Raw genomic sequence first — 24,782 nt, 5'->3', positions numbered from 1 at the left:
TTTATGTTTATGTTTTATAATTATTTTTTATTTTTTCTTGTTTTTGTTTTTTAACATAAAAGCAATACCTTTTGTGAAGGTATTCAACGACAATAAATTTTAAAAAAATTATTTGAAATGTTGCGTTATTAGGCTACAAACCTTTTTTAAAAACAAAGAATATATTCTTAATAAAATATGGTATTTATTGTTCTTGATAAGCACCAGACGCAGAGAATATATTTTCGGCACATTAATTAGATATGAATATTGACCAGCTTCATACTGAGAGGCTGGTCACAAAAAATGTCTATTATCGGCCTGCATTTTTCATAATGCGTGCTTTATCCAGTTGCCACTCACGTTCTTTAAGGTCGGAACGTTTATCATGCTGTTTTTTACCTTTCGCCACGCCGATCTTCACTTTGCACCAGGCATTTTTCCAGTACAGAGAAAGCGCGACGACAGTATAACCTTCACGATTAATACGGCCATACAGCGAATCCAGCTCACGCTGATTTAACAACAGTTTGCGGGTTCGGGTTGGGTCGCATACGACATGTGTAGAGGCCACCGCCATCGGCGTAAAGTTTGCGCCAAACAGCCAGGCCTCGCCATCTTTGAGGATAACGTAGCTGTCGCCGATATTCGCTTTTCCTGCGCGCAGAGATTTTACTTCCCAGCCTTGCAGGGCGAGACCAGCCTCGAACTCTTCTTCGATAAAGTATTCGTGCCGGGCGCGCTTATTCAGCGCGATGGTGGCTGAGCCCGGTTTATGTGCTTTTTTCTTCGTCATAAGTGTCGTGAATTCATAGGTAATCTGATATCGAAAACACCCCATTGCGTCCTGACGAGGTGCAAAAATCTATCTTAGCATGAGTTGGGCTATGCACGCACAATTAAGGCATGACGGTTGGGGACAGCATTTTTTTTACTCGCTGATAAGTGGTATTATTTACACGATTTATGTTGATGGGAATTGCTATGCCTCAGATTAGTCGGACTGCTTTAGTCCCCTACAGTGCGGAACAGATGTATCAGTTAGTGAATGACGTTCAATCGTATCCCCAGTTTTTGCCTGGGTGTGTTGGCAGTCGTGTCCTGGAATCATCGCCAGCACAGATGACGGCGGCTGTTGACGTATCGAAGGCGGGTATCAGTAAAACGTTTACGACGCGTAATCAGCTAACGCGTAACCAGAGCATTCTGATGCATCTGGTTGATGGTCCCTTTAAGAAGCTGATCGGCGGCTGGAAATTTACCCCGCTCAGCCCCGAGGCGTGCCGTATTGAGTTTCAGCTTGATTTTGAGTTTACTAATAAACTCATTGAGCTGGCGTTTGGTCGTGTATTCAAAGAGTTAGCGTCCAACATGGTGCAGGCTTTTACGGTCCGTGCCAAAGAGGTTTACCGTGCCGGATAAACTTATAGTTGAAGTGGCTTATGCGCTGCCGGAAAAGCAGTATTTGCAGCGCGTAATGCTGGAAGAGGGCGCGACGGTCGAAGAGGCGATTCGCGCTTCCGGCTTGCTGGAATTGCGCACGGATATCGATCTGGCGAAAAATAAAGTGGGTATCTACAGTCGCCCGGTAAAACTCACCGATACGGTGCAGGATGGCGATCGGGTTGAAATTTACCGTCCCTTAATCGCCGATCCAAAGGCATTACGCCGCCAGCGCGCCGAAAAATCGGCTGGCAGATAATTAGCCTCTTTTGTCGGATAACGGTGTGAAAGCCGTACCTGGCCTGAAGCGCAGGTGTGTCTGTAAGCCAGATAAGCGTAGCGCCATCAGGCAAACTCGTACCGAATGGCGGGGAAGAGTTTTGCAGGCCTGATGAACGTAACGTCATCAGGCGATATCACAAGATTACTTCGTCAACGCCGGTTTGTTATCAATATTCGTTAACACGCCGCTGCTGTTAAAGGTGAGCGTCAGAGTCTGCTGCGTCACGTTCTCATGTCCTGGCTGCTGGCGGAAAACATAAAACCAGGTGTTCGTACCAAAAGGATCGGACATCATCGGCGTGCCTAAAGCATACGCCACCTGTTGTTGCGTCATACCAACACGCACTTTGGCAACATCCGTAGGTGTAAGATAGTTCCCCTGATTGATGTCAGGTCGGTAAACCACTCGCTCCAGAGTGGAACAGCCTGCGGTCAACATCAGGAGTACTGCTGCGGCAGCAGTCAGCGTTTTACAGCGCATAGTGATTGGGTTCCTTTTCGGGCCTGAGCAGTACGTGGCTCATATGTAATATGCCGATGATAATAGACCTTTCATCACTTTAAAACCTTTTGCTGTCGGGTCTTACGGCGTTTTTGTTGTGAACTCAGACCTTCGGGAGATAAAAAAGTTTACGCTGCCAGCAGTTCTTTTGCGTTTGCCAGCGTATTACGCGTAACTTCACTTCCTCCCAACAGGCGGGCCAGTTCCTGTAAACGCGCACGTTTATCTAAAGGCTGCATATGTGTTTCGGTCATTGCCCCGTCCGTTTCTTTACTCACAAAGAAGTGCTGGTGACCGCACCCGGCGACCTGTGGCAGGTGAGTGACGCACATCACCTGGGTGGATTCGCCAAGCTGACGCAGGAGCTTACCGACCACGGCGGCGGTTGGGCCGCTGATGCCAACATCGACTTCGTCAAAAATCAGCGCCGGCGTTTCCATTTTGCGCGCGGTAATCACCTGAATAGCCAGCGCAATGCGCGACAGTTCACCGCCAGATGCTACTTTAGCAATAGGTTGTAGCGGCTGACCTGGGTTTGTAGTCACTTTAAACTCCACGCGATCGGCGCCGTCGTTGCTCAGATGATGCTCATCAAACTTCACATCGATAGTAAACAGACCGTGCGGCATCGAAAGTAAATGCATACTTTCAGTGATCAACTGCCCCAGTTCCTGGGCGTAAAGCAGGCGTTGTTGATGCAGCGCTTGCGCCGTTTCCAGCGCCTGTTGGTGATGCTTATTGACCGCCAGCGTCAGAGTTTCCAGCGAATCGGCCTGATCGTCGAGCTGCTGCTGTTCTTCGAGCAGTGACTGATAAAGCTGCGGCAGCGCTTCCGGGCTGACGTGATGTTTTCGCGCCAGCGAAATTTGTTTAGCGATGCGCTGTTCAAGCTCAAACAGGCGATTAGGGTCTAAATCCAGACGCTCGCAATAGTGGCGCAATTCATCGCTGGCTTCGGTGAGTTGGATAGTGGCCTCTTCCAGCATATCCAGGATGCCGGAAAGCTTGCTGTCCATACCCACCAGCTCGCTGACCAGTTGTTTTGCGCTATATAACTGGCTTTGCAGGTTAACGTCTTCGCCGTCCGCGAGTAGCGCCAGAGCGTTCTGGCTGGTCGTAAGCAACTGCCCGCTGTTAGCCAGCCGTTTGTACTCTTCGTCAATTTGCTCGAATTCGCCAGCCTGCGGGGTAAAGTCGTTCAACTCTTTTAACTGATATTGCAGCAGTTCCGCGCGTGCGGCGCGTTCCTGGCTTTGTTGCTGGTGATGGGCGAGATCGCGGCAGCTTTGATGCCATAATTGGTAGTGGGCGGCCATCTGCTGCGCTAAAGCGGATTCGTTAGCATAGCTATCCAGCAGCGATTTTTGCTGTTCGGGTTTGGTAAGCTGCTGGTGCGCATGTTGACCATGAATTTGAATCAGCAACTGACCGAGCTCACGCAATTGAGACAGGGGCACAGCGGTGCCGTTAATAAATCCCCGTGAGCGACCATCGCTGCTGATGACGCGGCGAAGCAGGCATTCGCGCCCTTCTTCAAGCTGGTTTTCTTCCAGCCAGCGCAATGCCGCAGGCGTGTCTTTCAGAGAAAAGCGGGCGCACAAATCGGCGCGGGTCGCTCCGGTACGGACCATATCGGCCTCAGCGCGACCGCCCAGACACAGGCCCAGGGCGTCAATCGCAATAGATTTGCCCGCGCCGGTTTCACCGGTGATGACGGTCATTCCGCTCTGAAAATCGATCTCAAGCTCACGAACGATAGCAAAATTGCTGATGGTCAGTTGCGCCAACATAGCTGTTTTCCTGTATGAAAAACCATAACTGTAATTAAATACAGTATAAACTGGTTTTTTATACAGTAAAGAGGCTGACGTAAAATTAGAATAATTTTTTTGACCAGCCGAGCTTTGTGCTTAATGTATTGAAATAGCTATAATCTTTGGGATGTATCAGGTTGAGATGGTAGTCGCAGCGGCGAATCAGCACATCTTCTCCTTCCTGAATAGGCAGCGCTATCTGGCTGTCGCAGCTAATTTCCAGATCGCTACGGCGATGCGAAAAACGCAGACGAATCGTGCTACTGCTGTTAATGACTAACGGGCGCGCCGACAAGGTATGCGGGAACATCGGCACCAGGGTGATCGCATCCAGTGAAGGGGTCAGAATAGGGCCGCCTGCGGAGAGCGAATAGGCGGTGGAGCCGGTCGGCGTAGAGATGATCAGACCATCAGATCGCTGCGAAAAAGCGAAGGTTTCATCAATATAAACCTCGAACTCGATCATATGCGCCACTTTTCCTGGATGCAGTACTACTTCATTAATGGCGGTGCTGATACGCTTTTGGCAATCCTGTTGACAGACCTGCGCTTCCAGCAGAAAACGTTTCTCGGAGATATAGCGTCCTTCCAGCACATCGGATAACTGTTGCAGGGCGTTGTCCGGATCGAGATCGGTCAGAAAACCAAGATTACCGCGGTTAATGCCAATCACATTGATGTCATAACGCGCCAGCGTACGCGCTGCGCCAAGCATATTGCCGTCGCCGCCCACGACTACCGCCAGATCCGCCTGTTGACCAATTTCCGCCAGCGTGCCGGTTGGCACATTTTTCAACTGTAATTCGTGGGCGATTTGTTGCTCCACAATGACCTCATAACCCTGAGCGCATAGCCAGCGGTAGAGCATTTCATGTGTCGTGAGTGCGGTGGGATGACGCGGATGCCCCACAATGCCGATACACTTGAAATGATTATTCATTTTTCTGAGGTCCTTGTAGCGAAGATTGATGACAATGTGAGTGCTTCCCTTGAAACCCTGAATCTGATCCCCATAATAAGCGAAGTTAGCGAGATGAATGCGAAAAAAAACGCGGAGAAATTCATGAGTAGTAAAGAACAGAAAACGCCTGAGGGGCAAGCCCCGGAAGAAATTATCATGGATCAGCACGAAGAGGTTGAGGCAGTTGAACCAAACGATTCTGCTGAGCAGGTGGATCCGCGCGATGAAAAAATTGCGAATCTGGAAGTTCAGCTTGCCGAAGCCCAGACTCGCGAACGCGACACCGTGTTGCGTATCAAAGCGGAAATGGAAAACCTGCGCCGTCGTACCGAACAGGATATCGAAAAAGCGCATAAATTCGCTCTGGAGAAGTTCGTCAACGAATTGCTGCCGGTAATCGATAGCCTGGATCGCGCGCTCGAAGTCGCCGACAAAGCCAATCCGGATATGGCGGCAATGGTCGAAGGGATTGAGCTGACGCTGAAGTCTATGCTGGATGTGGTGCGTAAGTTCGGCGTGGAAGTGATTGCTGAAACCAACGTGCCGCTGGACCCGAACGTGCATCAGGCGATTGCGATGGTGGAGTCGGAAGAGATTCCGGCAGGCAATGTGCTGGGTATTATGCAGAAAGGCTATACGCTGAACGGCCGTACCATTCGCGCGGCGATGGTAACTGTTGCGAAAGCCAAAGGCTAATTGCTTCTCGTAGCGCCGGGTAGCGGTTAACGCCTTACCCGGCCTACTATCGCTATCTGTTTATTCCGCCACGCTTTCCCGCAACGGTTTTACCGGTACAACCTTCACCTGCTTAATCATATTTTCCTGTACGTCGAGAATATCGATATCGTACTGTTCAATGCGCACGCGAGTGCCAGCGACCGGAATTTCCTCCAGCGCCTCCAGAATCACGCCATTGACGGTACGCGCGTCGTCTTCCGGCAGGTGCCAGTTAAACGCTTTATTGATTTCCCGGACGTTGGCGGTACCGTCAATAATAACCGAGCCGTCGTTCTGCGGCGTGACCTCTTCCGCCAGTGTCGGCGACATTGACGTGGTGAAGTCGCCGACGATCTCTTCGAGAATATCTTCAACGGTAACCAGCCCCTGGATATCGCCATATTCGTTGACGACCAGTCCGACTTTCTTTTTATTGCGCTGAAATTTAATCAGTTGCGTACTGAGCGGCGTACCTTCCGGGACGTAATAGATTTCATCGGCGGCGCGCAGCATCATCTCTTTAGTGAACTCTTTTTTCTCGGCCATTAACCGCCAGGCTTCACGTACGCGCAGCATACTGATGGCGTCATCCAGCGAATCGCGATAGAGCACAATACGTCCGTGCGGCGAGTGGGTAAGCTGCCGCTCGATAGACTTCCAGTCGTCATTGATATCGATCCCGATAATTTCATTACGCGGCACCATGATGTCATCCACGCTGACCTTTTCCAGATCGAGAACCGACAGCAGCATATCCTGATTGCGGCGAGAAATTTGCGAACGGGATTCATGCACGATAGTGCGTAATTCCTCTTTACTTAACGACCCGCTGACCACGATATCCGTTTTAATTCCCATCAGGCGCATCAGCAGGCGGGTGATGGTGTTAAGTAACCACACCAGCGGCATCATCAGTATCTGTAACGGCGCAAGCAGGAAGCTGCTGGGATAGGCCACTTTTTCCGGATAGAGCGCGGCGATAGTTTTGGGCAGGACTTCGGCGAATATCAGTACGACGAATGTCAGTACGCCGGTGGCGATAGCCACGCCGGCGTCGCCGTAAAGCCGCATACCCACAATTGTGCCGAGCGCCGAGGCAAGAATGTTGACCAGGTTATTGCCGATCAGCACCAGACTTATCAGTCGGTCGGGTTTACGCAGTAATTTTTCTACCCGTTTTGCCGAACGATTACCTTGCTTTGCCATATGGCGTAAACGGTAACGGTTTAGCGTCATCATTCCAGTTTCGGAACCGGAAAAATAGGCCGAGATGACCACCATGATGATTAATATGATAATCAGCGTGGTGGTGGAGATGTGTTCCAGGGGAAACTCCTTTAAAAGCTTAGCTTACAAATTGCTGTAATATGCGGCTACCAAAATAGGCCAGCGTCAGAATACCCGCGCCTGCGACGTTAAACCACACGACCCGACGACCCCGCCAGCCCTCATGGTAATGCCCCCACAGCAGAACAATATAGACAAACCATGCCACGATAGAGAGCACAGCTTTATCGATATTTTCCATACTGAACAGGTTATGCATGTAAAACAGGCCGGTACACAGGGTAAGGGTCAGCAGTACGACGCCAATCTGCGTAATATGAAACATTTTGCGCTCAATGCTCATCAATGGCGGCATTTCATTACTAAACGCCAGCTTTTTGTTCTTCAACTGATAGTCGATCCACGCCAGTTGTAGCGCATACAGAGCGGCGATTATCAGCGTCGCGTAAGAGAAAAGCGACAGTCCGATGTGCACCATCATGCCTGGGGTCGCTTCCAGATGCGTAATATATTCATTAGGCATGAACGTAGCGAAGGCCAGGTTAATCAGCGCAAAGGCATAGACGATGGGCAGAAGTAGCCAGCCGCGGTTACGCGACGCGACAACGGTCATCACCGTGCAGATCATCAGACTGACCAGCGAACCGACATTCAGCAGGCTCAGGTTTTGTCCACTGTCGCCGCCGGGCAGAATACGTGATTCCAGCGCGACAGCGTGGCACACCAGCGCGATGACCGCAGAAAGAATAGCCATACGCCGCCAGCCGCTGTTTTTTTGCAACAGTCCGGGAACGATCAGCGCGAGGCTGAAGGAGTAGGCGACAAGGGCAAGTAAAGCAAAAACGGGCATAGTTGTGTCGACAGTTGACCAGTGAGAAAGGAAAGCAGTATAGCGTTACGTGACCGCAGCTCCAACCGTTGCATAACAACAAAGGCGGCTTCATGGTATACTGTGGCGAAATTCTGTAACTGTGTCGCTGCGGCGACCAACCGTTTCCACCCCAGGCGAGAGACAATGTTTGATAATTTAACCGATCGTTTGTCGCGCACGCTGCGCAATATCAGTGGCCGTGGGCGCCTTACTGAAGACAACGTTAAAGAGACGCTGCGCGAAGTGCGTATGGCGCTGCTGGAGGCTGACGTTGCGCTGCCGGTAGTGCGTGAGTTTATCAATCGCGTAAAAGAGAAAGCGGTTGGTCATGAAGTTAACAAGAGCCTGACCCCAGGGCAGGAGTTCGTCAAGATTGTCCGTAGCGAACTGGTTGCGGCGATGGGCGAAGAGAATCAGACGCTGAATCTGGCCGCACAGCCGCCAGCCGTAGTATTGATGGCGGGCCTGCAAGGGGCGGGTAAAACTACCAGCGTTGGTAAGTTGGGTAAATTCTTGCGCGAGAAGCACAAGAAGAAAGTGCTGGTCGTCTCTGCCGACGTCTATCGCCCGGCGGCGATCAAACAGCTCGAAACGCTAGCTGAGCAGGTTGGCGTGGATTTCTTCCCGTCTGATGTCGGCCAGAAACCCGTTGATATCGTCAACGCCGCGCTGAAAGAAGCGAAGCTGAAATTCTACGACGTGCTGTTGGTGGATACCGCTGGTCGTCTGCACGTTGACGAAGCGATGATGGACGAAATCAAACAGGTTCATGCGTCTATCAATCCGGTAGAAACCCTGTTTGTCGTCGATGCGATGACCGGTCAGGATGCGGCGAATACTGCTAAAGCGTTTAACGAAGCGTTGCCGCTGACCGGCGTGGTACTGACCAAAGTTGACGGTGACGCTCGCGGCGGCGCGGCGTTATCTATTCGTCATATCACCGGTAAGCCGATCAAATTCCTCGGCGTGGGCGAGAAAACCGACGCGCTGGAGCCGTTCCATCCGGATCGTATCGCCTCGCGTATTCTCGGCATGGGCGACGTGCTGTCGCTTATCGAAGATATCGAAAGCAAAGTTGACCGCGCACAGGCTGAAAAGCTGGCGACCAAACTGAAGAAAGGCGACGGTTTCGACCTGAACGACTTCCTCGAACAGCTCAAACAGATGAAAAACATGGGCGGTATGGCCAGTCTGATGGGCAAATTACCGGGCATGGGCCAGATTCCGGACAACGTCAAATCGCAGATGGACGATAAGGTGTTAGTGCGCATGGAGGCGATCATCAACTCAATGACGCTGAAAGAGCGCGCGAAGCCGGAAATCATCAAAGGTTCCCGCAAGCGTCGTATCGCGCAGGGCTGTGGGATGCAGGTGCAGGACGTTAACCGCCTTCTGAAACAGTTCGACGACATGCAGCGCATGATGAAGAAAATGAAGAAGGGTGGGATGGCTAAGATGATGAGAGGTATGAAGGGGATGATGCCGCCCGGCTTCCCTGGACGCTAATTTTTTTCCGGCCTGGCTCACTTGCTATTTCGGCACCGGGGTGTGCTCGCCATCCTCACGTACTGCGTGGCCGCTAAAACAAGGGTATAAGGCTATCTTGTTTGCCATTTTAGTCCCGGGGTGTGCTCGAAATGCTCACGTACTGCGTGTACGCTCCGCTTTCTGCGCGCACGCCGGAACTAAACTGGCTGCACCGATATACGCCTTCTATCCCTTGTTTCGTGTTCAGTAGCAAGATGCTGATTGCATTTTCCCCAGAAATCAGTAAAATTTTCGGGCTTTTAATATGACGCCGGGCTCCGTTCCTCGATGGGGCCCGGTTGTTTTATTCACACAAGAGGATGTTATGGTAACTATTCGTTTAGCTCGTCACGGCGCTAAAAAGCGTCCGTTCTACCAGGTTGTTGTCACCGACAGCCGTAATGCACGCAACGGTCGCTTCATTGAGCGCGTTGGTTTCTTCAACCCAATCGCTAGCGAAAAAGAAGAAGGCACCCGCCTGGATCTGGATCGCATCGCTCACTGGGTTGGCCAGGGCGCAACCATTTCCGATCGCGTTGCGGCGCTGATCAAAGAAGTAAAAAAAGCAGCCTAATCTGTCACGGTGGTCATGATGAGCAAGCAACTCACCGCACAAGTACCCGCTGAACCGGTTGTACTGGGGAAAATGGGTTCTTCATACGGTATTCGTGGTTGGCTCAGAGTGTTTTCCTCCACTGAAGACGCCGAAAGCATTTTTGACTATCAGCCCTGGTTTATCCAGAAGGCGGGTCAGTGGCAGCAGGTACAGCTGGAAAGCTGGAAGCACCACAATCAGGATCTGATCATCAAGCTGAAAGGCGTTGACGATCGAGATGCCGCGAATCTTCTGACGAATTGCGAAATTGTCGTGGATTCCTCGCAACTTCCTGCGCTTGAGGAGGGAGACTACTACTGGAAAGACCTGATGGGCTGCCAGGTAGTCACCGCTGAAGGCTACGATCTCGGTAAAGTCATCGACATGATGGAGACCGGGTCGAATGACGTTCTCGTCATTAAGGCGAACCTGAAAGATGCATTTGGTATCAAGGAACGACTTGTACCGTTCCTCGATGGGCAGGTTATCAAGAAAGTCGATCTCGCTACTCGTACTATCGAAGTAGACTGGGATCCTGGTTTTTAAACCACCGGATAAACGGTAATAAATGGCGTTATGGGGATTGGCTTGTGTTTATTGGCATAGTTAGCCTGTTTCCTGAAATGTTTCGCGCAATTACCGATTACGGGGTAACTGGCCGGGCAGTAAAAAAAGGCCTGCTGAACGTCCAAAGCTGGAGTCCTCGCGACTTCGCGCATGATCGGCACCGTACCGTGGACTCCCGTCCTTACGGCGGCGGACCGGGGATGTTAATGATGGTGCAACCCTTGCGGGACGCCATTCACGCAGCAAAAGCCGCGGCTGGCGAAGGCGCTAAAGTGATTTATCTGTCGCCTCAGGGACGCAAGCTTGATCAAGCGGGCGTTAGCGAGCTGGCCACGAATCAGAAGCTAATTCTGGTGTGTGGTCGCTACGAAGGCGTAGATGAGCGCGTAATTCAGACCGAAATTGACGAGGAATGGTCAATTGGCGATTACGTTCTCAGCGGTGGCGAACTGCCGGCAATGACGCTGATTGACTCCGTTGCCCGGTTTATTCCGGGGGTTTTGGGGCATGAGGCATCAGCAATCGAAGATTCGTTTGCTGATGGGGTGCTGGATTGTCCGCACTATACGCGCCCTGAAGTGTTAGAGGGGATGGAAGTACCGTCGGTATTGCTGTCGGGAAACCATGCCGAGATACGTCGCTGGCGTTTGAAACAGTCGCTGGGCCGAACCTGGCTTAGAAGACCTGAACTTCTGGAAAACCTGGCTCTGACTGAAGAGCAAGCAAGGTTGCTGGCGGAGTTCAAAACAGAACACGCACAACAGCAGCATAAACATGATGGGATGGCATAGGCCCCCGAATATCAGTTTACCCAGGATAAGAGATTAAATTATGAGCAACATTATTAAGCAACTTGAACAAGAGCAGATGAAGCAGAACGTACCTTCCTTCCGTCCGGGCGATACCGTGGAAGTGAAAGTATGGGTTGTTGAAGGTACCAAGAAACGTCTGCAGGCATTCGAGGGCGTGGTTATCGCTATTCGTAACCGCGGTCTGCACTCTGCATTCACTGTTCGTAAAATTTCCAACGGCGAAGGCGTTGAGCGTGTCTTCCAGACTCACTCTCCGGTAGTTGACAGCATTGCTGTTAAACGTCGTGGTGCTGTTCGTAAAGCTAAACTGTACTACCTGCGTGAGCGTACTGGTAAAGCGGCTCGTATCAAAGAGCGTCTTAACTAAGAGCGCGCTTTCGCAACATCCGAAAGCTTGTAGAAAACAAGGGGCTGGCATTATGCTGGCCCCTTTTTTTATAGGTTACTCCACTTCATAGAAGATTTTATGATTAGGCTGGGTCTGTGATATCAACGTTGAGTCAGAAATGCTCTGGCTCGCTCCTTAGTTTAGCGAGCGTTCCGTACGCCGGTGTTTAGCCTGATACATATTTCGATCGGCCAGTTCTTGTAGTTTTTCGGCAGTGGCATGTTCCCATGTCAGCGCGAAGCCAATACTCAGGGGCATCGTTATCCGCAGGCCGTTATGTAGTTCAAAAGGTCGATTAAACGCCTGGGATAGCGCCGCGCAAATACGTTGTACTTCATACTCCGAATGTACACCGTAAAGCACCATCGCAAATTCATCGCCGCCGAGTCGGTAAGTCTGATAACGGTTACCACCGAACTCCGCTAATCTTTTGGCAACCTCAATAAGTACGCGGTCGCCTGCCGCATGTCCCCAGGTATCGTTAATATATTTAAAGTTATCGCCATCCAGAAATAACAATGCCGAACTGCTACGGGCGTAATTATCCTTCATCAGCGCGTTAATACAGCTGCGAAATGCCGCACGATTGGCAAGCCCTGTCAGCGGATCGTGCAGCGCGGTACGCAGTAGTTGTGCATTTTTAGCCTGGAGCCGTAGCTGCCACTCTTCCATCTCATCCAGAAGACTATTGAAATCCTGCGCAAAAAGGTGAAATTCCTCGATACGCTCATCAGGTACCCGGCGTGAAAAATTTCGGTTAGTGCGAACGTCGTGTACGACTTCAGTAATATTTTGTAGCGCATCCACAACGCCATTATGCAAATAACGCGTGAGCAGCAGGGCAATACCGGATGCCAGCAGAATACATCCTGTCAGCACTGCCAGCGATAGCCAGATAAAATGACCAATAAGGCTATCGCGGGCAACAAACCGTACTTCGCCGATGGCCCTACCGTTGTGCCAGACTGGTTGCGATACCGGTAATGGGAAAAGCCAATGGCTAATTAAACCGATGAGCTTATCGTCTGCGGCTCGCGCATCATAGCGCCATGAGGCGATGATACGGCCATTTTTATCGCGGACCTCCGCTGCTGAAAATTGTCCCTGACGTCCCAGAGTGGCGAGCGTTTCCGCCGCGGCCGCGTTATCGGAAAATACCAGCGCCGCTTCAAGGTTATGGGGCATCGTGGCGGCGGTCAAATCGAGATTTTTTTGCGCATACTGTTTGAGCGTAAGGACAGATGCAACGCAAATTAATAGCCAGATCAATGTCATTGTGAGCAGCACGCTGATTATACTAATCCGCCGTAGTGTGCGTTTAAATGTTGGTCTGGACAGAGAAAATTCCTTATTCATGCTTTTGATTCCGTGCAAGCATTAATACTTCTGGATTCACTCTCACGCCGCTATGCGAGAGGGAGTCCAGATTCACGGAAAATTTGACTTCATCATTGTTAATGATCAGACAAAATGCGCTGCCAATAATACATTCGGTATTTTGTTCGGTAATTAATAACAAGGCGTTAACTGGATAATGACGCGTTAATTCTACCTGATAAGATGGCGATTCATTGCCAAAGTAAAAACCGTCACAGCGGGCGCTCATGGCCTCTTGTGTTGTACGGATGACAAGAGGTTGATAAGGGAAAGCCCAGCCAGCCTCTTCGCTAAGTACCCTGACAAAACGCGAAGATGAAAATATGCATAGCCTTGGCGGTCCGGATAACGTCGGCCAGTGTGTATAACTGACGATACCGGAGACGATGGCGCGTACGGATTTCTCTTCTTCCGTGACGCGTTGAGCATACAGAGGCAAGCTTGCTAATAATAGCGATAACAGAAAGATAAATAGGTGAGAAAAACGCATTAACAAGTCCCCTCCATCTTCAGTCGTAAAGCATTAAAATACATCCATGATTATTTGTAGCAAAATAACATTATTTTGCCATATCGTCATTATTTCTTATTGATAATATGAATGTCTTAAGTGATATCACTAATATTAAATTTTTGTGATAACGGTATTAATTAACGTATATCAGAAAGTAAAATTATGCGTGCGGAGAAAAAATAATCAAAAAATGGCGAGCATTGCTCATTTTAGCGCTTTTCCGAGGATGGGAATAAAATAATTTACTTATAGTGTAAAATTTTTGATACGAAATGAAGGGTTTTAATCTGATTCTGCGTTTAGTGTAAAGTTTATTTTACGTAATATGGATTGAAATCTTTACTTTTTGTGGTATGGTTTAAACATCCTCGTGGAGGATCAACTATCGCAAACAAGAAAAGACAGGATCGCCATCATGCAAAAAGACGCGCTGAATAACGTACGTATCACCGATGAACAGGTATTAATGACGCCGGAGCAGCTTAAAGCGGCCTTTCCGTTGAGCCTGGCGCAGGAAGCGCAGATAGCGCAGTCCCGAGGAATCATTTCTGACATTATTGCCGGGCGCGATCCGCGTCTGTTGGTGGTATGCGGTCCTTGTTCTATTCACGATCCTGAAACCGCTCTGGAATATGCCCGTCGATTTAAAGCCCTTGCCGCAGAGGTCAGCGATAGCCTCTATCTGGTAATGCGCGTCTATTTTGAAAAGCCGCGGACTACCGTCGGCTGGAAAGGGCTGATTAACGATCCTCATATGGATGGCTCATTTGATGTGGAAGCCGGGTTGAAAATAGCGCGTCATCTACTGGTGGAACTGGTGAATATGGGGCTGCCATTGGCGACCGAAGCGTTGGATCCGAACAGCCCGCAATACCTGGGCGATCTGTTTAGCTGGTCGGCGATAGGCGCGCGTACAACCGAATCGCAAACCCACCGCGAAATGGCGTCTGGTCTTTCTATGCCGGTCGGCTTTAAAAACGGCACAGATGGCAGTCTGGCGACAGCAATTAACGCCATGCGCGCCGCTGCGCAACCCCATCGTTTTGTTGGCATTAACCAGGCCGGTCAGGTAGCGTTATTGCAAACCCAGGGAAATCCGCATGGCCATGTGATTCTGCGTGGTGGCAAAGCGCCAAATTATAGCCCGGCAGATGTCGCTCAGTGTGAAAAAGAGATGGAACAGGCGGGACTACGTCCTTCGCTGATGGTAGATTGCAGTCATGGTAACTCCAATAAAGATTATCGCCGCCAGCCAGCCGTGGCAGAATCTGTAGTTGCGCAGATTAAAGATGGCAATCGTTCAATCATTGGCTTAATGATTGAAAGTAATATTCATGAGGGTAATCAGTCTTCCGAACAGCCGCGCAGCGAAATGAAGTATGGCGTTTCCGTCACCGATGCTTGTATTAGCTGGGAGATGACCGATGCCCTGTTACGTGAGATTCATAAAGATTTGAGCGGCCAACTGGCGGTGCGTGTAGCATAAGAGGTTGTTATGGTTGCTGAATTGACCGCGTTACGCGATCAAATAGATGATGTCGATAAAGCGTTGCTGAATTTACTGGCTAAGCGCCTGGAACTGGTTGCCGAAGTCGGCGAGGTGAAAAGCCGTTTTGGCCTGCCTATTTACGTGCCGGAACGTGAGGCCTCTATGCTGGCTTCGCGACGGGCGGAAGCAGAAGCGATCGGTGTTCCGCCCGATCTCATTGAAGATGTCTTGCGCCGGGTAATGCGTGAATCTTACTCCAGCGAAAATGATAAGGGGTTCAAAACGCTTTGTCCTTCTCTGCGTCCGGTCGTCATTGTGGGCGGCGGCGGACAGATGGGGCGTCTGTTCGAAAAAATGCTCACGCTGTCGGGCTATCAGGTCCGTATTCTGGAACAGCAGGACTGGCCGCGCGCCAGGGAGATTGTCGCCGATGCCGGAATGGTGATCGTCAGCGTGCCGATTCATGTTACTGAACAGGTCATAGCCCAACTGCCGTGCCTGCCGTCCGACTGTATTCTGGTCGATCTGGCATCGGTGAAAAGCGGCCCGTTGCAGGCAATGTTGGCGGCCCATGATGGTCCTGTACTGGGCTTGCATCCGATGTTTGGTCCGGATAGCGGGAGCCTGGCGAAGCAGGTGGTGGTCTGGTGTGATGGGCGCCAACCGGAAGCGTATCAGTGGTTCCTTGAGCAAATTCAGGTTTGGGGCGCCCGGTTGCACCGAATTAGCGCTGTCGAGCACGATCAGAACATGGCTTTTATCCAGGCGCTGCGCCACTTTGCTACCTTCGCTTATGGGCTGCATCTGGCGGAAGAGAACGTCCAGCTTGAGCAGCTTCTGGCGCTATCATCGCCGATTTATCGACTAGAGCTGGCGATGGTCGGGCGTCTGTTCGCCCAGGACCCGCAACTGTACGCTGACATTATTATGTCATCGGAGCGCAATCTGGCGCTTATCAAGCGTTACTATAAACGTTTTGGCGATGCGATCGGTTTACTGGAGCAGGGCGATAAGCAGGCTTTTATCGACAGTTTTCGCAAAGTCGAACACTGGTTTGGCGATTATGCCAGACATTTTCAGAATGAAAGCCGTGTGTTATTGCGTCAGGCGAATGACAGCCGACAATAATGATGACATCTATACTGAAAGCCAGCTTTGCTGGCTTTTTTCGTTTAAGGAACCGTATGACTACGCCGCACGTTTTATTTGATTATGTCGGACATTTACCAGAATGCCCCACATGGAGCGAAGATGAAAGCGCGCTGTATTGGGCCGATATCCTGGAACAGGAGATCCATCGTTACCATCCGGCGAGTGGGGCGCATAGCGTGCTGGCGTTTCTGGAAGAGGTGGGATGTTTTGCCTTGCGTGAGCAGGGTGGATTTATTGTGGCCATGCGTCATGCTATCTGGCTGGCCGATAAAAATGGATTATTGCAGCGTAAGGTTTGCGACAATCCCTCTAATGCGAAACTGGCGCGTTTCAATGATGGCGGCACCGATGGCGATGGGCGTTTTTATGCCGGGACGTTCTGGGCGCCGGGTGACTATAATGGCGCGTTGCTGATGCGGATCGATCATGATCTGACGGCAAAAGTGATCCAGTGCGATATCCAGGGACACAACGGCCTGGCGTTCAGCCCGGATAACCAGTGGATGTATACCTCCGATACGCCGAATGGCGTGATTTACCGCACGTTACTTGATAAGCATGGCGAACCGGGTAAGCGTGAACTTTTTCGCCATTTTGGCGAAGGAGAAGGACTTCCCGACGGCGCGGCGATGGATAGCGAAGGGTGCTACTGGAGCGCGATGTTTGACGGCTGGCGCGTGGCGCGTTTCTCACCGCAAGGAGAGCCACTGGAAGAGTACCGGTTGCCGGTACGTTGTCCGACGATGGTTTGCTTTGGCGGCGCAGACATGAAAACGTTGTTTATTACGACTACCAGAGAAAATATGTCTGCTCAGGAAGTGGCGGATTATCCGCTCTCAGGCGCCATCTTCACCCTGCAGGTAACCGTCGCAGGGATGAAGAAAAGCCGCTTTATTGAACGTCAGGCAGGTTCTACCGGCACGACGTTTTCGCTGGGATAGCAGCCAAGCACTTTCATTGAGCGTGTGATCTCGCCCAGCTCTTTTAGCACACTTTGCATTACCTGCGACTCCAGGTTCGCCTGAATATCGAGATAAAACATCTCTTCCCACGGATTGCCGTGAATTGGGCGCGACTCCAGCTTCGTCATGATGAGATTGTGGTTACGCAGCACCAGCAATGCTTCAACCAGCGCGCCAGCCTGCTGCCCGGTGGCGATTAACAGAGTGGTTTTTGCCGGAACCTGATCGGAAACGTTGATGGCTTTGCGCGCCAGTACCAGAAAGCGGGTGATATTCTGCGTCTGGTTTGCGGCGATGCGTTCCAGCACCTGTAAACCGTGCAACATGCCGCCTGCCTCGCTGCCGAGCGCCGCGACGCGCGGAGAGTTCGCCTGCGCGACTTTTTCCATCGCTGCCGACGTACTTTCGGTATAGTCGATTTTCCAGTGCGGATAGCGGCTCAAAAACTTACTACACTGCTGGAACGGTTGCGGATGGCTGTACACCGTTTCGATGGTATTCAGATCCGTGGTGCCGCAAACCAGTACGCAGTGATCGATAGTTACGGTCATCTCACCGACAATCGACAGACTGGTGTGTTGCAATAAGTCGTACACATCGTTGATGGCGCCGGAGCTGGTGTTCTCTATCGGAACCACGGCGTAATCGGCCTGGCCGGTTTCGACCTGATGAAAAATATCGGCGAATTTTGCGCAGCCGCTCTCAATAAATTGCTCAAAATGGCGTGCGGCATACTGGCGCGCCGCGAGATGAGAATAAGAGCCTTTCGGCCCAAGAAACGCAATACGTGCCGAATGAGGGTGAGTATTATTCAGATGTTGTTGCAGCAGCGCCTGCTGAGTAAGCACGGAGTCTTCAATGATAAGCTGGAACAGACGGGTAATGTAGTGTGCGTCGAGATGGTGAGCTTTACCGAGATGGATGAGCCTGTCCAGCAGCGCGCGTTCACGATCGATATCCCGAACCGGACGATGTGACAGTAGCTTCGCTTGTCCCACTTCAATCGCCAGCGCGCGTCGTTTTGCCAGTAGAGCCAGTAACTCTTCGTCTAAGGCGCTGATTTTATCTCGCAGCGCCAGTAACGGGTTTTCCGATGTCATAGTGTTGCCTTTTTTGTTATCAATAAAAAAGGCCTCCCGGTGGGGGGAGGCCTTCTTGTTCGTCTTCGCATTCTTTATCACATGACGAAACGCCTCCCGGTCAGGGGAAGGTAAAAAAGAATGCGAAGAAAAACCGGGCTAGCTTCATAACTGTTTCCTTTGTGTACGTAAGTACAGTACCCGTACTGTTTTAATCCTGTCAACAAAAAACGCGCCCGAAGGCGCGTTGGCGATACACTCAATGTAAGGGACTACTCTTCTTCTGCTTCGACGAAGCTGGCATCTTTCACCGATGCGGTGGCACGACGGGCTTCGCCTTTGTGCTGCACTTTATTGAGCTGCCGTTCCAGCTTGTTGATCAATTCATTAATAGCGGTGTACATATCTTCGTGTTTTGCGCTGGCGACCAGATGTCCGTTCGGTGTATTAATGGTGGCGTCAGCAATAAAGCCCTGTGGCTCTTTGGACAGAATGATATGGGGATTAATCAGGTGAGTTTGCCATTTTTCCAGTTTGGCGAGACGGTCTGCGACATGTTGGCGGATTGCCGGAGTAATTTCCATTTGTTTACTGGTAATGTTCATTGTCATAAATTTTACCTCTTGTCTTTCCCGTCTTGGTGATTCCAGCATACCGTTCTTAATGTCAAAATGTGTGATATAAATCACATTATTTTGTCACTTTTTGTCAAGGCGAACTTTTTGTGAGGCATCGCAGGAAGAAGCGATCTTTTACTTGAGGAATGCCTGAAAGCAGGCCATATTTGACTGGATGTATTGCAGTGAAATCATTTCTGTTGCATCAGATACCGAATAAAAAAACGGCAGCCGGGAGGCTGCCGTTTTGCTTGTTTGTATTGCTTCAGGTGTTTTTGCTGTTAGCGGCAATAATTTTCGCTACTTTGTCAGCCTGCGCATTTAGCTGCATCTGACGATAGGCGTTTTCCATCAGCGGCAACGCATCGCGCGTGGCCTGCGTATCAGGATAATTGCGTAGCATACCTTCTACCCGGTTTACCACCGCAACCCATGCGCCGCGCGCGGTATAGTACTCTGCGACGGAATATTCATATTTCGCCAGACGGTTTTTCAGGAATACCAGACGCTTAGTGGCGTCGGTTGTGTACTGGCTATTAGGATAGTTGCGTACCAGTTTCGAAAAGTCATTGAACGCCGCCCGCGCATGCTGCGGATCGCGATCGCTGCGATCGACGCCAAAAAAACCTTGCAGCGCGCTATCATCCAGCGCCATGTTCGTCAGGCCGCGCATGTACATGACATAATCAATATTAGGGTGCGTTGGATTAAGACGCATAAAACGATCGATGGCGGCCTGCGCTAGCGGCAGATCGGCGTTTTTGTAATAGGCGTAGATAAGATCCAACTGCACCTGCTGAGAATACGGTCCGAATGGATAACGATTATCTAACGCTTCCAATTGCGTTATTGCCTGTTTCCAGTTACCGTCCTGCAGCTTTTGCTGAGCAGTCGCGTAGATTTCATTCGGCGGATTATCGGGCACCTCTTCCTTTGAACCCGAGCAACCCGCCAGAAACAGGCTCAACGTGGCTGCTGCCACCAGATATTTCATGCGCGTCATGACGTTTTGACTTTCCTCAAAATGTTTTACGGGAGATTCTCTGTTCCTGCTCCCGGTTAAGACCAGCTACAATAGCACACTATATTAAACGGCAAAGCCGTAAAACCCAACGTTAAACGAAGAAGCTGTATATGGCACAACGAGTACAACTCACCGCAACGGTCTCCGAAAACCAACTCGGTCAACGCTTAGATCAAGCTTTGGCCGAAATGTTCCCGGATTATTCACGTTCGCGTATAAAAGAATGGATTTTGAATCAGCGCGTGTTGGTCAATGGTCAACTTTGCGATAAACCAAAAGAAAAAGTGTTAGGCGGCGAGCGGGTGGCTATTGATGCGGAGATCGACGAAGAGATTCGTTTTGAAGCGCAGGATATCCCGTTAGATATTGTTTATGAAGATGACGATATTCTGGTTATCAACAAGCCACGCGATCTGGTGGTACATCCTGGCGCCGGTAACCCGGACGGTACGGTACTGAACGCGTTGTTACATTATTATCCGCCGATTGCGGATGTCCCGCGCGCGGGCATCGTGCATCGTCTGGATAAGGACACGACGGGGCTGATGGTGGTGGCGAAAACCGTTCCGGCGCAAACGCGCCTGGTGGAGTCTTTACAGTTGCGCGAGATCACCCGCGAATATGAAGCGGTCGCGATCGGACATATGACGGCGGGAGGAACGGTGAATGAGCCAATTAGTCGTCACCCGACCAAACGTACGCATATGTCGGTGCATCCGATGGGCAAACCGGCGGTGACTCATTACCGTATTATGGAACATTTCCGTGTGCACACGCGCCTTAGGCTGCGTCTGGAGACCGGACGTACGCACCAGATCCGCGTGCATATGGCGCATATTACGCATCCGTTGGTGGGCGATCAGGTATATGGCGGGCGTCCACGTCCACCGAAAGGCGCATCGGAAGAATTTATTTCCACGCTGCGTAAGTTTGACCGACAGGCGCTTCATGCAACGATGCTGCGTCTCTACCATCCTGTATCGGGTATCGAAATGGAGTGGCACGCGCCGATTCCACAAGATATGGTGGACCTTATCGATGCGATGCGCGCCGATTTCGAAGCTCATAAAGATGATGTGGACTGGTTATGAATGCACTGATTGTCCCGCAGTGGCCGCTGCCGAAAGGCGTCGCAGCCTGTAGCTCTACCCGTATTGGCGGGGTGAGTTTACCGCCTTACGACTCGCTGAATCTGGGCGCGCATTGCGGCGATAACCCGGAGCATGTTGAAGAGAACCGCAAGCGTCTGTTTGCGGCGGGCAATCTGCTTTCGAAACCTGTCTGGCTTGAACAGGTTCACGGTAAAAATGTGTTGAGGCTTACCGGGGAACCGTATGCCTCCAAACGTGCGGATGCGTCTTACAGCAATACGCCAGGAACCGTCTGCGCGGTAATGACGGCAGATTGTCTGCCTGTGCTATTCTGTAACCGTGAGGGAACAGAAGTGGCGGCGGCTCATGCGGGCTGGCGCGGATTATGTGAAGGCGTACTGGAGGAGACTGTCGCCTGCTTTGCTGACAACCCAGAAAATATCATCGCCTGGTTAGGCCCGGCGATCGGCCCGACCGCGTTTGAAGTGGGGCCGGAAGTACGTGACGCATTTTTAGCAAAAGATGCGCAAGCCGATAGCGCATTTTTGCCGCGCGGGGAAAAATTTCTGGCGGATATTTATCAGCTTGCACGCCAACGTCTGGCGAATACCGGCGTTGAACATGTCTATGGCGGGGATCGCTGCACCTTTAGCGAAAGTGAGACTTTCTTCTCTTATCGTCGCGACAAGACGACAGGTCGTATGGCAAGTTTTATTTGGCTGATATAACCTAAAGAATCAAGACGATCCGGTACGGGTAACTTTCTTTTCACATAATTCAGGTCATTCACCTTGAATAATTGAGGGATGACCTCATTTAATCTCCAGTAGCAATTTTGACCTGTTATGGGAGGAGTTATGCGTCTGGATCGTCTTACTAATAAATTCCAGCTTGCTCTTGCCGATGCCCAGTCGCTCGCGCTGGGGCACGACAACCAATTCATCGAACCTCTTCATTTAATGAGCGCCTTGCTGAACCAGGAAGGGGGATCGATACGTCCTTTATTAACCTCTGCCGGCATTAATGCTGGCCAGTTGCGCACCGCTATCGATCAGGCGCTGAGCCGTTTACCGCAGGTGGAAGGCACCGGCGGCGACGTACAGCCTTCTTCGGATCTGGTACGCGTACTGAACCTTTGCGACAAGCTGGCGCAAAAACGGGGGGACAATTTTATTTCGTCAGAGCTGTTTGTTCTGGCGGCGCTTGAGTCTCGCGGCACGTTAACCGATCTGCTGAAATCAGCCGGTGCGACCACGGCCAATATCACTCAGGCAATTGAACAGATGCGTGGAGGTGAAAGCGTGAACGATCAAGGGGCTGAAGACCAACGTCAGGCCTTGAAAAAATATACTGTCGATCTGACCGAGCGGGCTGAGCAAGGCAAGCTTGACCCGGTAATTGGTCGTGATGAAGAAATTCGCCGTACCATTCAGGTATTGCAACGCCGTACTAAAAACAACCCGGTGTTAATCGGTGAGCCAGGGGTCGGTAAGACGGCAATTGTTGAAGGACTGGCGCAGCGCATTATTAATGGTGAAGTCCCTGAAGGCTTAAAAGGCCGCCGCGTACTGGCGCTGGATATGGGCGCGCTGGTGGCCGGGGCAAAATATCGCGGCGAATTTGAAGAACGACTGAAAGGCGTGCTGAACGACCTTGCAAAACAGGAAGGCAACGTCATTCTGTTTATCGACGAACTGCACACGATGGTCGGCGCTGGTAAGGCTGATGGCGCAATGGATGCTGGGAACATGCTGAAACCGGCGCTGGCGCGTGGTGAGCTGCACTGCGTGGGCGCCACCACGCTGGATGAATACCGTCAGTACATCGAAAAAGATGCGGCGCTGGAACGTCGCTTCCAGAAAGTGTTTGTGGCTGAGCCAAGCGTTGAAGACACCATCGCGATTCTGCGTGGCCTGAAAGAACGTTACGAGCTGCACCACCATGTGCAGATCACTGACCCGGCGATTGTGGCGGCGGCAACGTTGTCTCACCGCTATATCGCCGACCGTCAGTTGCCGGATAAAGCTATCGACCTCATCGATGAAGCGGCATCCAGCATTCGTATGCAGATTGACTCTAAGCCGGAGGAGCTGGACAGGCTCGACCGCCGCATTATCCAGCTCAAACTGGAACAGCAGGCGTTGATGAAAGAGTCTGACGAGGCGAGCAAAAAACGCCTCGATATGCTGAATGAAGAACTGGACGATAAAGAGCGTCAGTACTCTGAGTTAGAAGAAGAGTGGAAAGCGGAAAAAGCGTCACTTTCTGGTACACAAACCATTAAAGCGGAGCTGGAGCAGGCGAAGATCGCCATTGAGCAGGCGCGTCGTGTTGGCGATCTGGCGCGGATGTCCGAGTTGCAGTACGGCAAAATTCCGGAGCTGGAAAAACAGTTGGAAGCAGCCACCCAGTCCGAAGGCAAAACCATGCGTCTGTTACGTAACAAAGTGACGGATGCGGAAATTGCCGAAGTACTGGCGCGCTGGACCGGTATTCCGGTTGCCAGAATGCTGGAAGGCGAACGTGAAAAACTGTTGCGTATGGAACAAGAGTTACACAGCCGCGTGATCGGACAGAATGAAGCCGTTGAAGCGGTCTCGAACGCCATACGTCGTAGCCGCGCGGGGCTGTCCGATCCGAACCGTCCGATTGGTTCCTTCCTGTTCCTCGGGCCGACGGGGGTGGGTAAAACCGAACTGTGTAAAGCGCTGGCTAACTTTATGTTCGACAGCGACGACGCGATGGTGCGTATTGACATGTCTGAGTTTATGGAGAAACACTCGGTGTCTCGTCTGGTCGGGGCGCCTCCGGGATATGTCGGTTATGAAGAAGGCGGTTATTTGACGGAAGCGGTGCGCCGTCGCCCTTATTCCGTCATCTTGTTGGATGAAGTGGAGAAAGCGCATCCGGATGTATTCAACATCCTGTTGCAGGTGCTGGACGACGGTCGTTTGACTGACGGGCAAGGGAGAACGGTCGACTTCCGTAATACGGTCGTCATTATGACTTCTAACCTCGGTTCTGATCTCATTCAGGAGCGTTTTGGCGAACTGGATTACGGTCGGATGAAAGAGATGGTGCTGGGTGTGGTTAGCCAAAACTTCCGTCCGGAATTTATCAACCGTATTGATGAAGTCGTGGTATTCCATCCGTTAGGTGAGCAACACATTGCTTCTATTGCTCAGATCCAGCTGCAGCGTCTGTACAAACGTCTGGAAGAGCGTGGTTATGAAATCCATATCTCCGACGAGGCGCTGAAACTGTTGAGCGCCAACGGTTACGATCCGGTCTACGGAGCACGTCCGTTGAAACGTGCTATTCAACAGCAGATCGAAAACCCACTGGCGCAGCAAATCCTGTCTGGTGAATTGGTTCCTGGCAAAGTGATTCGCCTTGAAGCCAATGGTGATCGTATTGTGGCAGTGCAGTAAGTCACAAATTTGAATAAAACGGGCCCTGACGGGCTCGTTTTTGTTTAAAAACCAGGCAAAAATAAGCTTTTGGTTCAAATGTTGTTTGAAAGGTGACCGATTGAGCTTTTTTTTGCATTTAGGTCTTGTCAGCCCCAAATAACTCCCTATAATGCGCCACCACTGACACGGAACAACGGCATACAGGCCGCCGGGTCAGGAAGGCTTCGTTAAGAAGTCGGTGAGGAAAGCAAAAATAAATGCTTGACTCAAAAAGAGGAAAGCGTAATATACGCCACCTCGCGACGGTGAGCTGAAAGCC

At 51.1% G+C, this 24,782-nt stretch carries 26 protein-coding genes and 1 other annotated feature; of the genes, 14 read left to right on the top strand and 12 right to left on the bottom strand.

Annotated elements, in window-relative coordinates; genetic code table 11:
* Nucleotides 1–292: 292 nt before the first annotated feature.
* A complete protein-coding gene (gene smpB / locus ACE15A_RS17905) occupies nucleotides 293–775 on the bottom strand; it encodes an SsrA-binding protein SmpB (RefSeq protein ID WP_001518569.1) in 483 nt (160 codons plus the stop codon).
* Between the two features lie 188 nt (nucleotides 776–963).
* Between smpB and ACE15A_RS17900 the strand changes: the two genes are divergently transcribed.
* Both ACE15A_RS17900 and ACE15A_RS17895 read left to right on the top strand, forming a co-directional pair.
* A complete protein-coding gene (locus ACE15A_RS17900) occupies nucleotides 964–1,401 on the top strand; it encodes a type II toxin-antitoxin system RatA family toxin (RefSeq protein ID WP_001543334.1) in 438 nt (145 codons plus the stop codon).
* Nucleotides 1,391–1,681: an RnfH family protein gene (locus ACE15A_RS17895; RefSeq protein ID WP_053508972.1), complete on the top strand. Its 291-nt coding sequence runs from the start codon at nucleotides 1,391–1,393 to the stop codon at nucleotides 1,679–1,681. Before ACE15A_RS17900 ends, ACE15A_RS17895 begins: the two co-directional genes overlap by 11 nt.
* Nucleotides 1,682–1,846: 165 nt before the next feature.
* Here the strand turns inward: ACE15A_RS17895 and bamE are convergent, their stop codons facing one another.
* The 3 genes from bamE to nadK all read right to left on the bottom strand — a co-directional run bounded on the left by bamE (nucleotide 1,847) and on the right by nadK (nucleotide 4,960).
* Nucleotides 1,847–2,185, bottom strand: coding sequence for an outer membrane protein assembly factor BamE (gene bamE / locus ACE15A_RS17890; RefSeq protein ID WP_001203442.1), 339 nt, complete (start codon nucleotides 2,183–2,185; stop codon nucleotides 1,847–1,849).
* A gap of 149 nt (nucleotides 2,186–2,334) precedes the next feature.
* Nucleotides 2,335–3,996: a DNA repair protein RecN gene (gene recN, locus ACE15A_RS17885; protein ID WP_053508971.1), complete on the bottom strand. Its 1,662-nt coding sequence runs from the start codon at nucleotides 3,994–3,996 to the stop codon at nucleotides 2,335–2,337.
* An 85-nt stretch (nucleotides 3,997–4,081) separates the two neighbouring features.
* The gene (nadK, locus tag ACE15A_RS17880) at nucleotides 4,082–4,960 is read right to left on the bottom strand and encodes an NAD(+) kinase (RefSeq protein ID WP_053508969.1); all 879 of its coding nucleotides are present in this window, start codon (nucleotides 4,958–4,960) and stop codon (nucleotides 4,082–4,084) included.
* A 123-nt stretch (nucleotides 4,961–5,083) separates the two neighbouring features.
* Here nadK and grpE point away from each other — a divergent pair, with 123 nt between their 5' ends.
* A complete protein-coding gene (gene grpE / locus ACE15A_RS17875) occupies nucleotides 5,084–5,677 on the top strand; it encodes a nucleotide exchange factor GrpE (RefSeq protein WP_023180624.1) in 594 nt (197 codons plus the stop codon).
* A 60-nt stretch (nucleotides 5,678–5,737) separates the two neighbouring features.
* On the opposite strand, the gene ACE15A_RS17870 is transcribed toward grpE, so the two are convergent.
* The gene (locus ACE15A_RS17870; RefSeq protein ID WP_127624524.1) at nucleotides 5,738–7,024 is read right to left on the bottom strand and encodes an HlyC/CorC family transporter; all 1,287 of its coding nucleotides are present in this window, start codon (nucleotides 7,022–7,024) and stop codon (nucleotides 5,738–5,740) included.
* Nucleotides 7,025–7,043: 19 nt separating this feature from the next.
* On the bottom strand, nucleotides 7,044–7,835 hold the full coding sequence (locus ACE15A_RS17865; protein WP_001664422.1) for an inner membrane protein YpjD: 792 nt from the start codon (nucleotides 7,833–7,835) through the stop codon (nucleotides 7,044–7,046).
* 165 nt (nucleotides 7,836–8,000) lie between these two features.
* Between ACE15A_RS17865 and ffh the strand changes: the two genes are divergently transcribed.
* The 5 genes from ffh to rplS all read left to right on the top strand — a co-directional run bounded on the left by ffh (nucleotide 8,001) and on the right by rplS (nucleotide 11,724).
* A complete protein-coding gene (gene ffh / locus ACE15A_RS17860) occupies nucleotides 8,001–9,362 on the top strand; it encodes a signal recognition particle protein (RefSeq protein ID WP_000460056.1) in 1,362 nt (453 codons plus the stop codon).
* A gap of 346 nt (nucleotides 9,363–9,708) precedes the next feature.
* Nucleotides 9,709–9,957 carry a 30S ribosomal protein S16 gene (rpsP, locus tag ACE15A_RS17855; protein WP_000256453.1) on the top strand — a complete coding sequence of 83 codons (249 nt, stop codon included), beginning with the start codon at nucleotides 9,709–9,711 and terminating at the stop codon, nucleotides 9,955–9,957.
* Nucleotides 9,958–9,975: 18 nt separating this feature from the next.
* Complete coding sequence (rimM, locus tag ACE15A_RS17850; protein WP_023246179.1) at nucleotides 9,976–10,524, top strand: ribosome maturation factor RimM; 549 nt, start codon at nucleotides 9,976–9,978, stop codon at nucleotides 10,522–10,524.
* Between the two features lie 44 nt (nucleotides 10,525–10,568).
* Nucleotides 10,569–11,336 (top strand): tRNA (guanosine(37)-N1)-methyltransferase TrmD, encoded by a 768-nt coding sequence (gene trmD / locus ACE15A_RS17845; protein ID WP_053508967.1) that lies wholly within the window; start codon nucleotides 10,569–10,571, stop codon nucleotides 11,334–11,336.
* A gap of 40 nt (nucleotides 11,337–11,376) precedes the next feature.
* On the top strand, nucleotides 11,377–11,724 hold the full coding sequence (rplS, locus tag ACE15A_RS17840; protein ID WP_000065257.1) for a 50S ribosomal protein L19: 348 nt from the start codon (nucleotides 11,377–11,379) through the stop codon (nucleotides 11,722–11,724).
* Between the two features lie 156 nt (nucleotides 11,725–11,880).
* On the opposite strand, the gene dgcN is transcribed toward rplS, so the two are convergent.
* Nucleotides 11,881–13,101, bottom strand: a complete 1,221-nt coding sequence (gene dgcN, locus ACE15A_RS17835; protein ID WP_053508965.1) for a diguanylate cyclase DgcN — start codon at nucleotides 13,099–13,101, stop codon at nucleotides 11,881–11,883.
* A complete protein-coding gene (locus ACE15A_RS17830) occupies nucleotides 13,094–13,612 on the bottom strand; it encodes a YfiR family protein (protein ID WP_053508962.1) in 519 nt (172 codons plus the stop codon). The genes dgcN and ACE15A_RS17830 overlap by 8 nt, the downstream gene beginning before the upstream one ends.
* Nucleotides 13,613–14,051: 439 nt before the next feature.
* Between ACE15A_RS17830 and aroF the strand changes: the two genes are divergently transcribed.
* Genes aroF through ACE15A_RS17815 form a run of 3 tightly spaced genes read left to right on the top strand, consistent with a single transcriptional unit; the run spans nucleotide 14,052 to nucleotide 17,218 of the window.
* Nucleotides 14,052–15,122 (top strand): 3-deoxy-7-phosphoheptulonate synthase AroF, encoded by a 1,071-nt coding sequence (gene aroF, locus ACE15A_RS17825; protein WP_023246175.1) that lies wholly within the window; start codon nucleotides 14,052–14,054, stop codon nucleotides 15,120–15,122.
* Nucleotides 15,123–15,131: 9 nt separating this feature from the next.
* Nucleotides 15,132–16,253 carry a bifunctional chorismate mutase/prephenate dehydrogenase gene (tyrA, locus tag ACE15A_RS17820; RefSeq protein WP_023246174.1) on the top strand — a complete coding sequence of 374 codons (1,122 nt, stop codon included), beginning with the start codon at nucleotides 15,132–15,134 and terminating at the stop codon, nucleotides 16,251–16,253.
* Nucleotides 16,254–16,309: 56 nt separating this feature from the next.
* Complete coding sequence (locus ACE15A_RS17815; protein WP_129382481.1) at nucleotides 16,310–17,218, top strand: SMP-30/gluconolactonase/LRE family protein; 909 nt, start codon at nucleotides 16,310–16,312, stop codon at nucleotides 17,216–17,218.
* On the opposite strand, the gene pheA is transcribed toward ACE15A_RS17815, so the two are convergent.
* From pheA to bamD, 4 genes are all read right to left on the bottom strand, one after another.
* Nucleotides 17,179–18,339 carry a bifunctional chorismate mutase/prephenate dehydratase gene (pheA, locus tag ACE15A_RS17810; RefSeq protein WP_053508959.1) on the bottom strand — a complete coding sequence of 387 codons (1,161 nt, stop codon included), beginning with the start codon at nucleotides 18,337–18,339 and terminating at the stop codon, nucleotides 17,179–17,181. The genes ACE15A_RS17815 and pheA overlap by 40 nt on opposite strands.
* A 22-nt stretch (nucleotides 18,340–18,361) precedes the next feature.
* Nucleotides 18,362–18,488: a sequence feature (Phe leader region), on the bottom strand.
* Nucleotides 18,440–18,487: a pheA operon leader peptide PheL gene (pheL, locus tag ACE15A_RS17805; RefSeq protein WP_102025861.1), complete on the bottom strand. Its 48-nt coding sequence runs from the start codon at nucleotides 18,485–18,487 to the stop codon at nucleotides 18,440–18,442. It overlaps the preceding feature by 48 nt.
* A gap of 102 nt (nucleotides 18,489–18,590) precedes the next feature.
* Complete coding sequence (raiA, locus tag ACE15A_RS17800) at nucleotides 18,591–18,929, bottom strand: ribosome-associated translation inhibitor RaiA (RefSeq protein ID WP_000178449.1); 339 nt, start codon at nucleotides 18,927–18,929, stop codon at nucleotides 18,591–18,593.
* A 271-nt stretch (nucleotides 18,930–19,200) separates the two neighbouring features.
* The gene (gene bamD / locus ACE15A_RS17795) at nucleotides 19,201–19,938 is read right to left on the bottom strand and encodes an outer membrane protein assembly factor BamD (protein WP_053508957.1); all 738 of its coding nucleotides are present in this window, start codon (nucleotides 19,936–19,938) and stop codon (nucleotides 19,201–19,203) included.
* 131 nt (nucleotides 19,939–20,069) lie between these two features.
* Here bamD and rluD point away from each other — a divergent pair, with 131 nt between their 5' ends.
* The 3 genes from rluD (at nucleotide 20,070) to clpB (ending at nucleotide 24,481) form a co-directional block, all read left to right on the top strand.
* The gene (rluD, locus tag ACE15A_RS17790) at nucleotides 20,070–21,050 is read left to right on the top strand and encodes a 23S rRNA pseudouridine(1911/1915/1917) synthase RluD (protein ID WP_023246170.1); all 981 of its coding nucleotides are present in this window, start codon (nucleotides 20,070–20,072) and stop codon (nucleotides 21,048–21,050) included.
* The gene (gene yfiH / locus ACE15A_RS17785) at nucleotides 21,047–21,778 is read left to right on the top strand and encodes a purine nucleoside phosphorylase YfiH (RefSeq protein ID WP_053508955.1); all 732 of its coding nucleotides are present in this window, start codon (nucleotides 21,047–21,049) and stop codon (nucleotides 21,776–21,778) included. Before rluD ends, yfiH begins: the two co-directional genes overlap by 4 nt.
* Nucleotides 21,779–21,907: 129 nt before the next feature.
* Nucleotides 21,908–24,481, top strand: coding sequence for an ATP-dependent chaperone ClpB (gene clpB, locus ACE15A_RS17780; protein ID WP_023246168.1), 2,574 nt, complete (start codon nucleotides 21,908–21,910; stop codon nucleotides 24,479–24,481).
* Nucleotides 24,482–24,782: the final 301 nt, after the last annotated feature.

This window comes from Salmonella sp. HY31, from assembly GCF_042604575.1.
Taxonomy (GTDB): domain Bacteria; phylum Pseudomonadota; class Gammaproteobacteria; order Enterobacterales; family Enterobacteriaceae; genus Salmonella; species Salmonella diarizonae.
The sequence above is the reverse complement of the archived record's forward strand: the minus strand, read 5'-3'. Positions and strand labels throughout refer to the sequence as shown.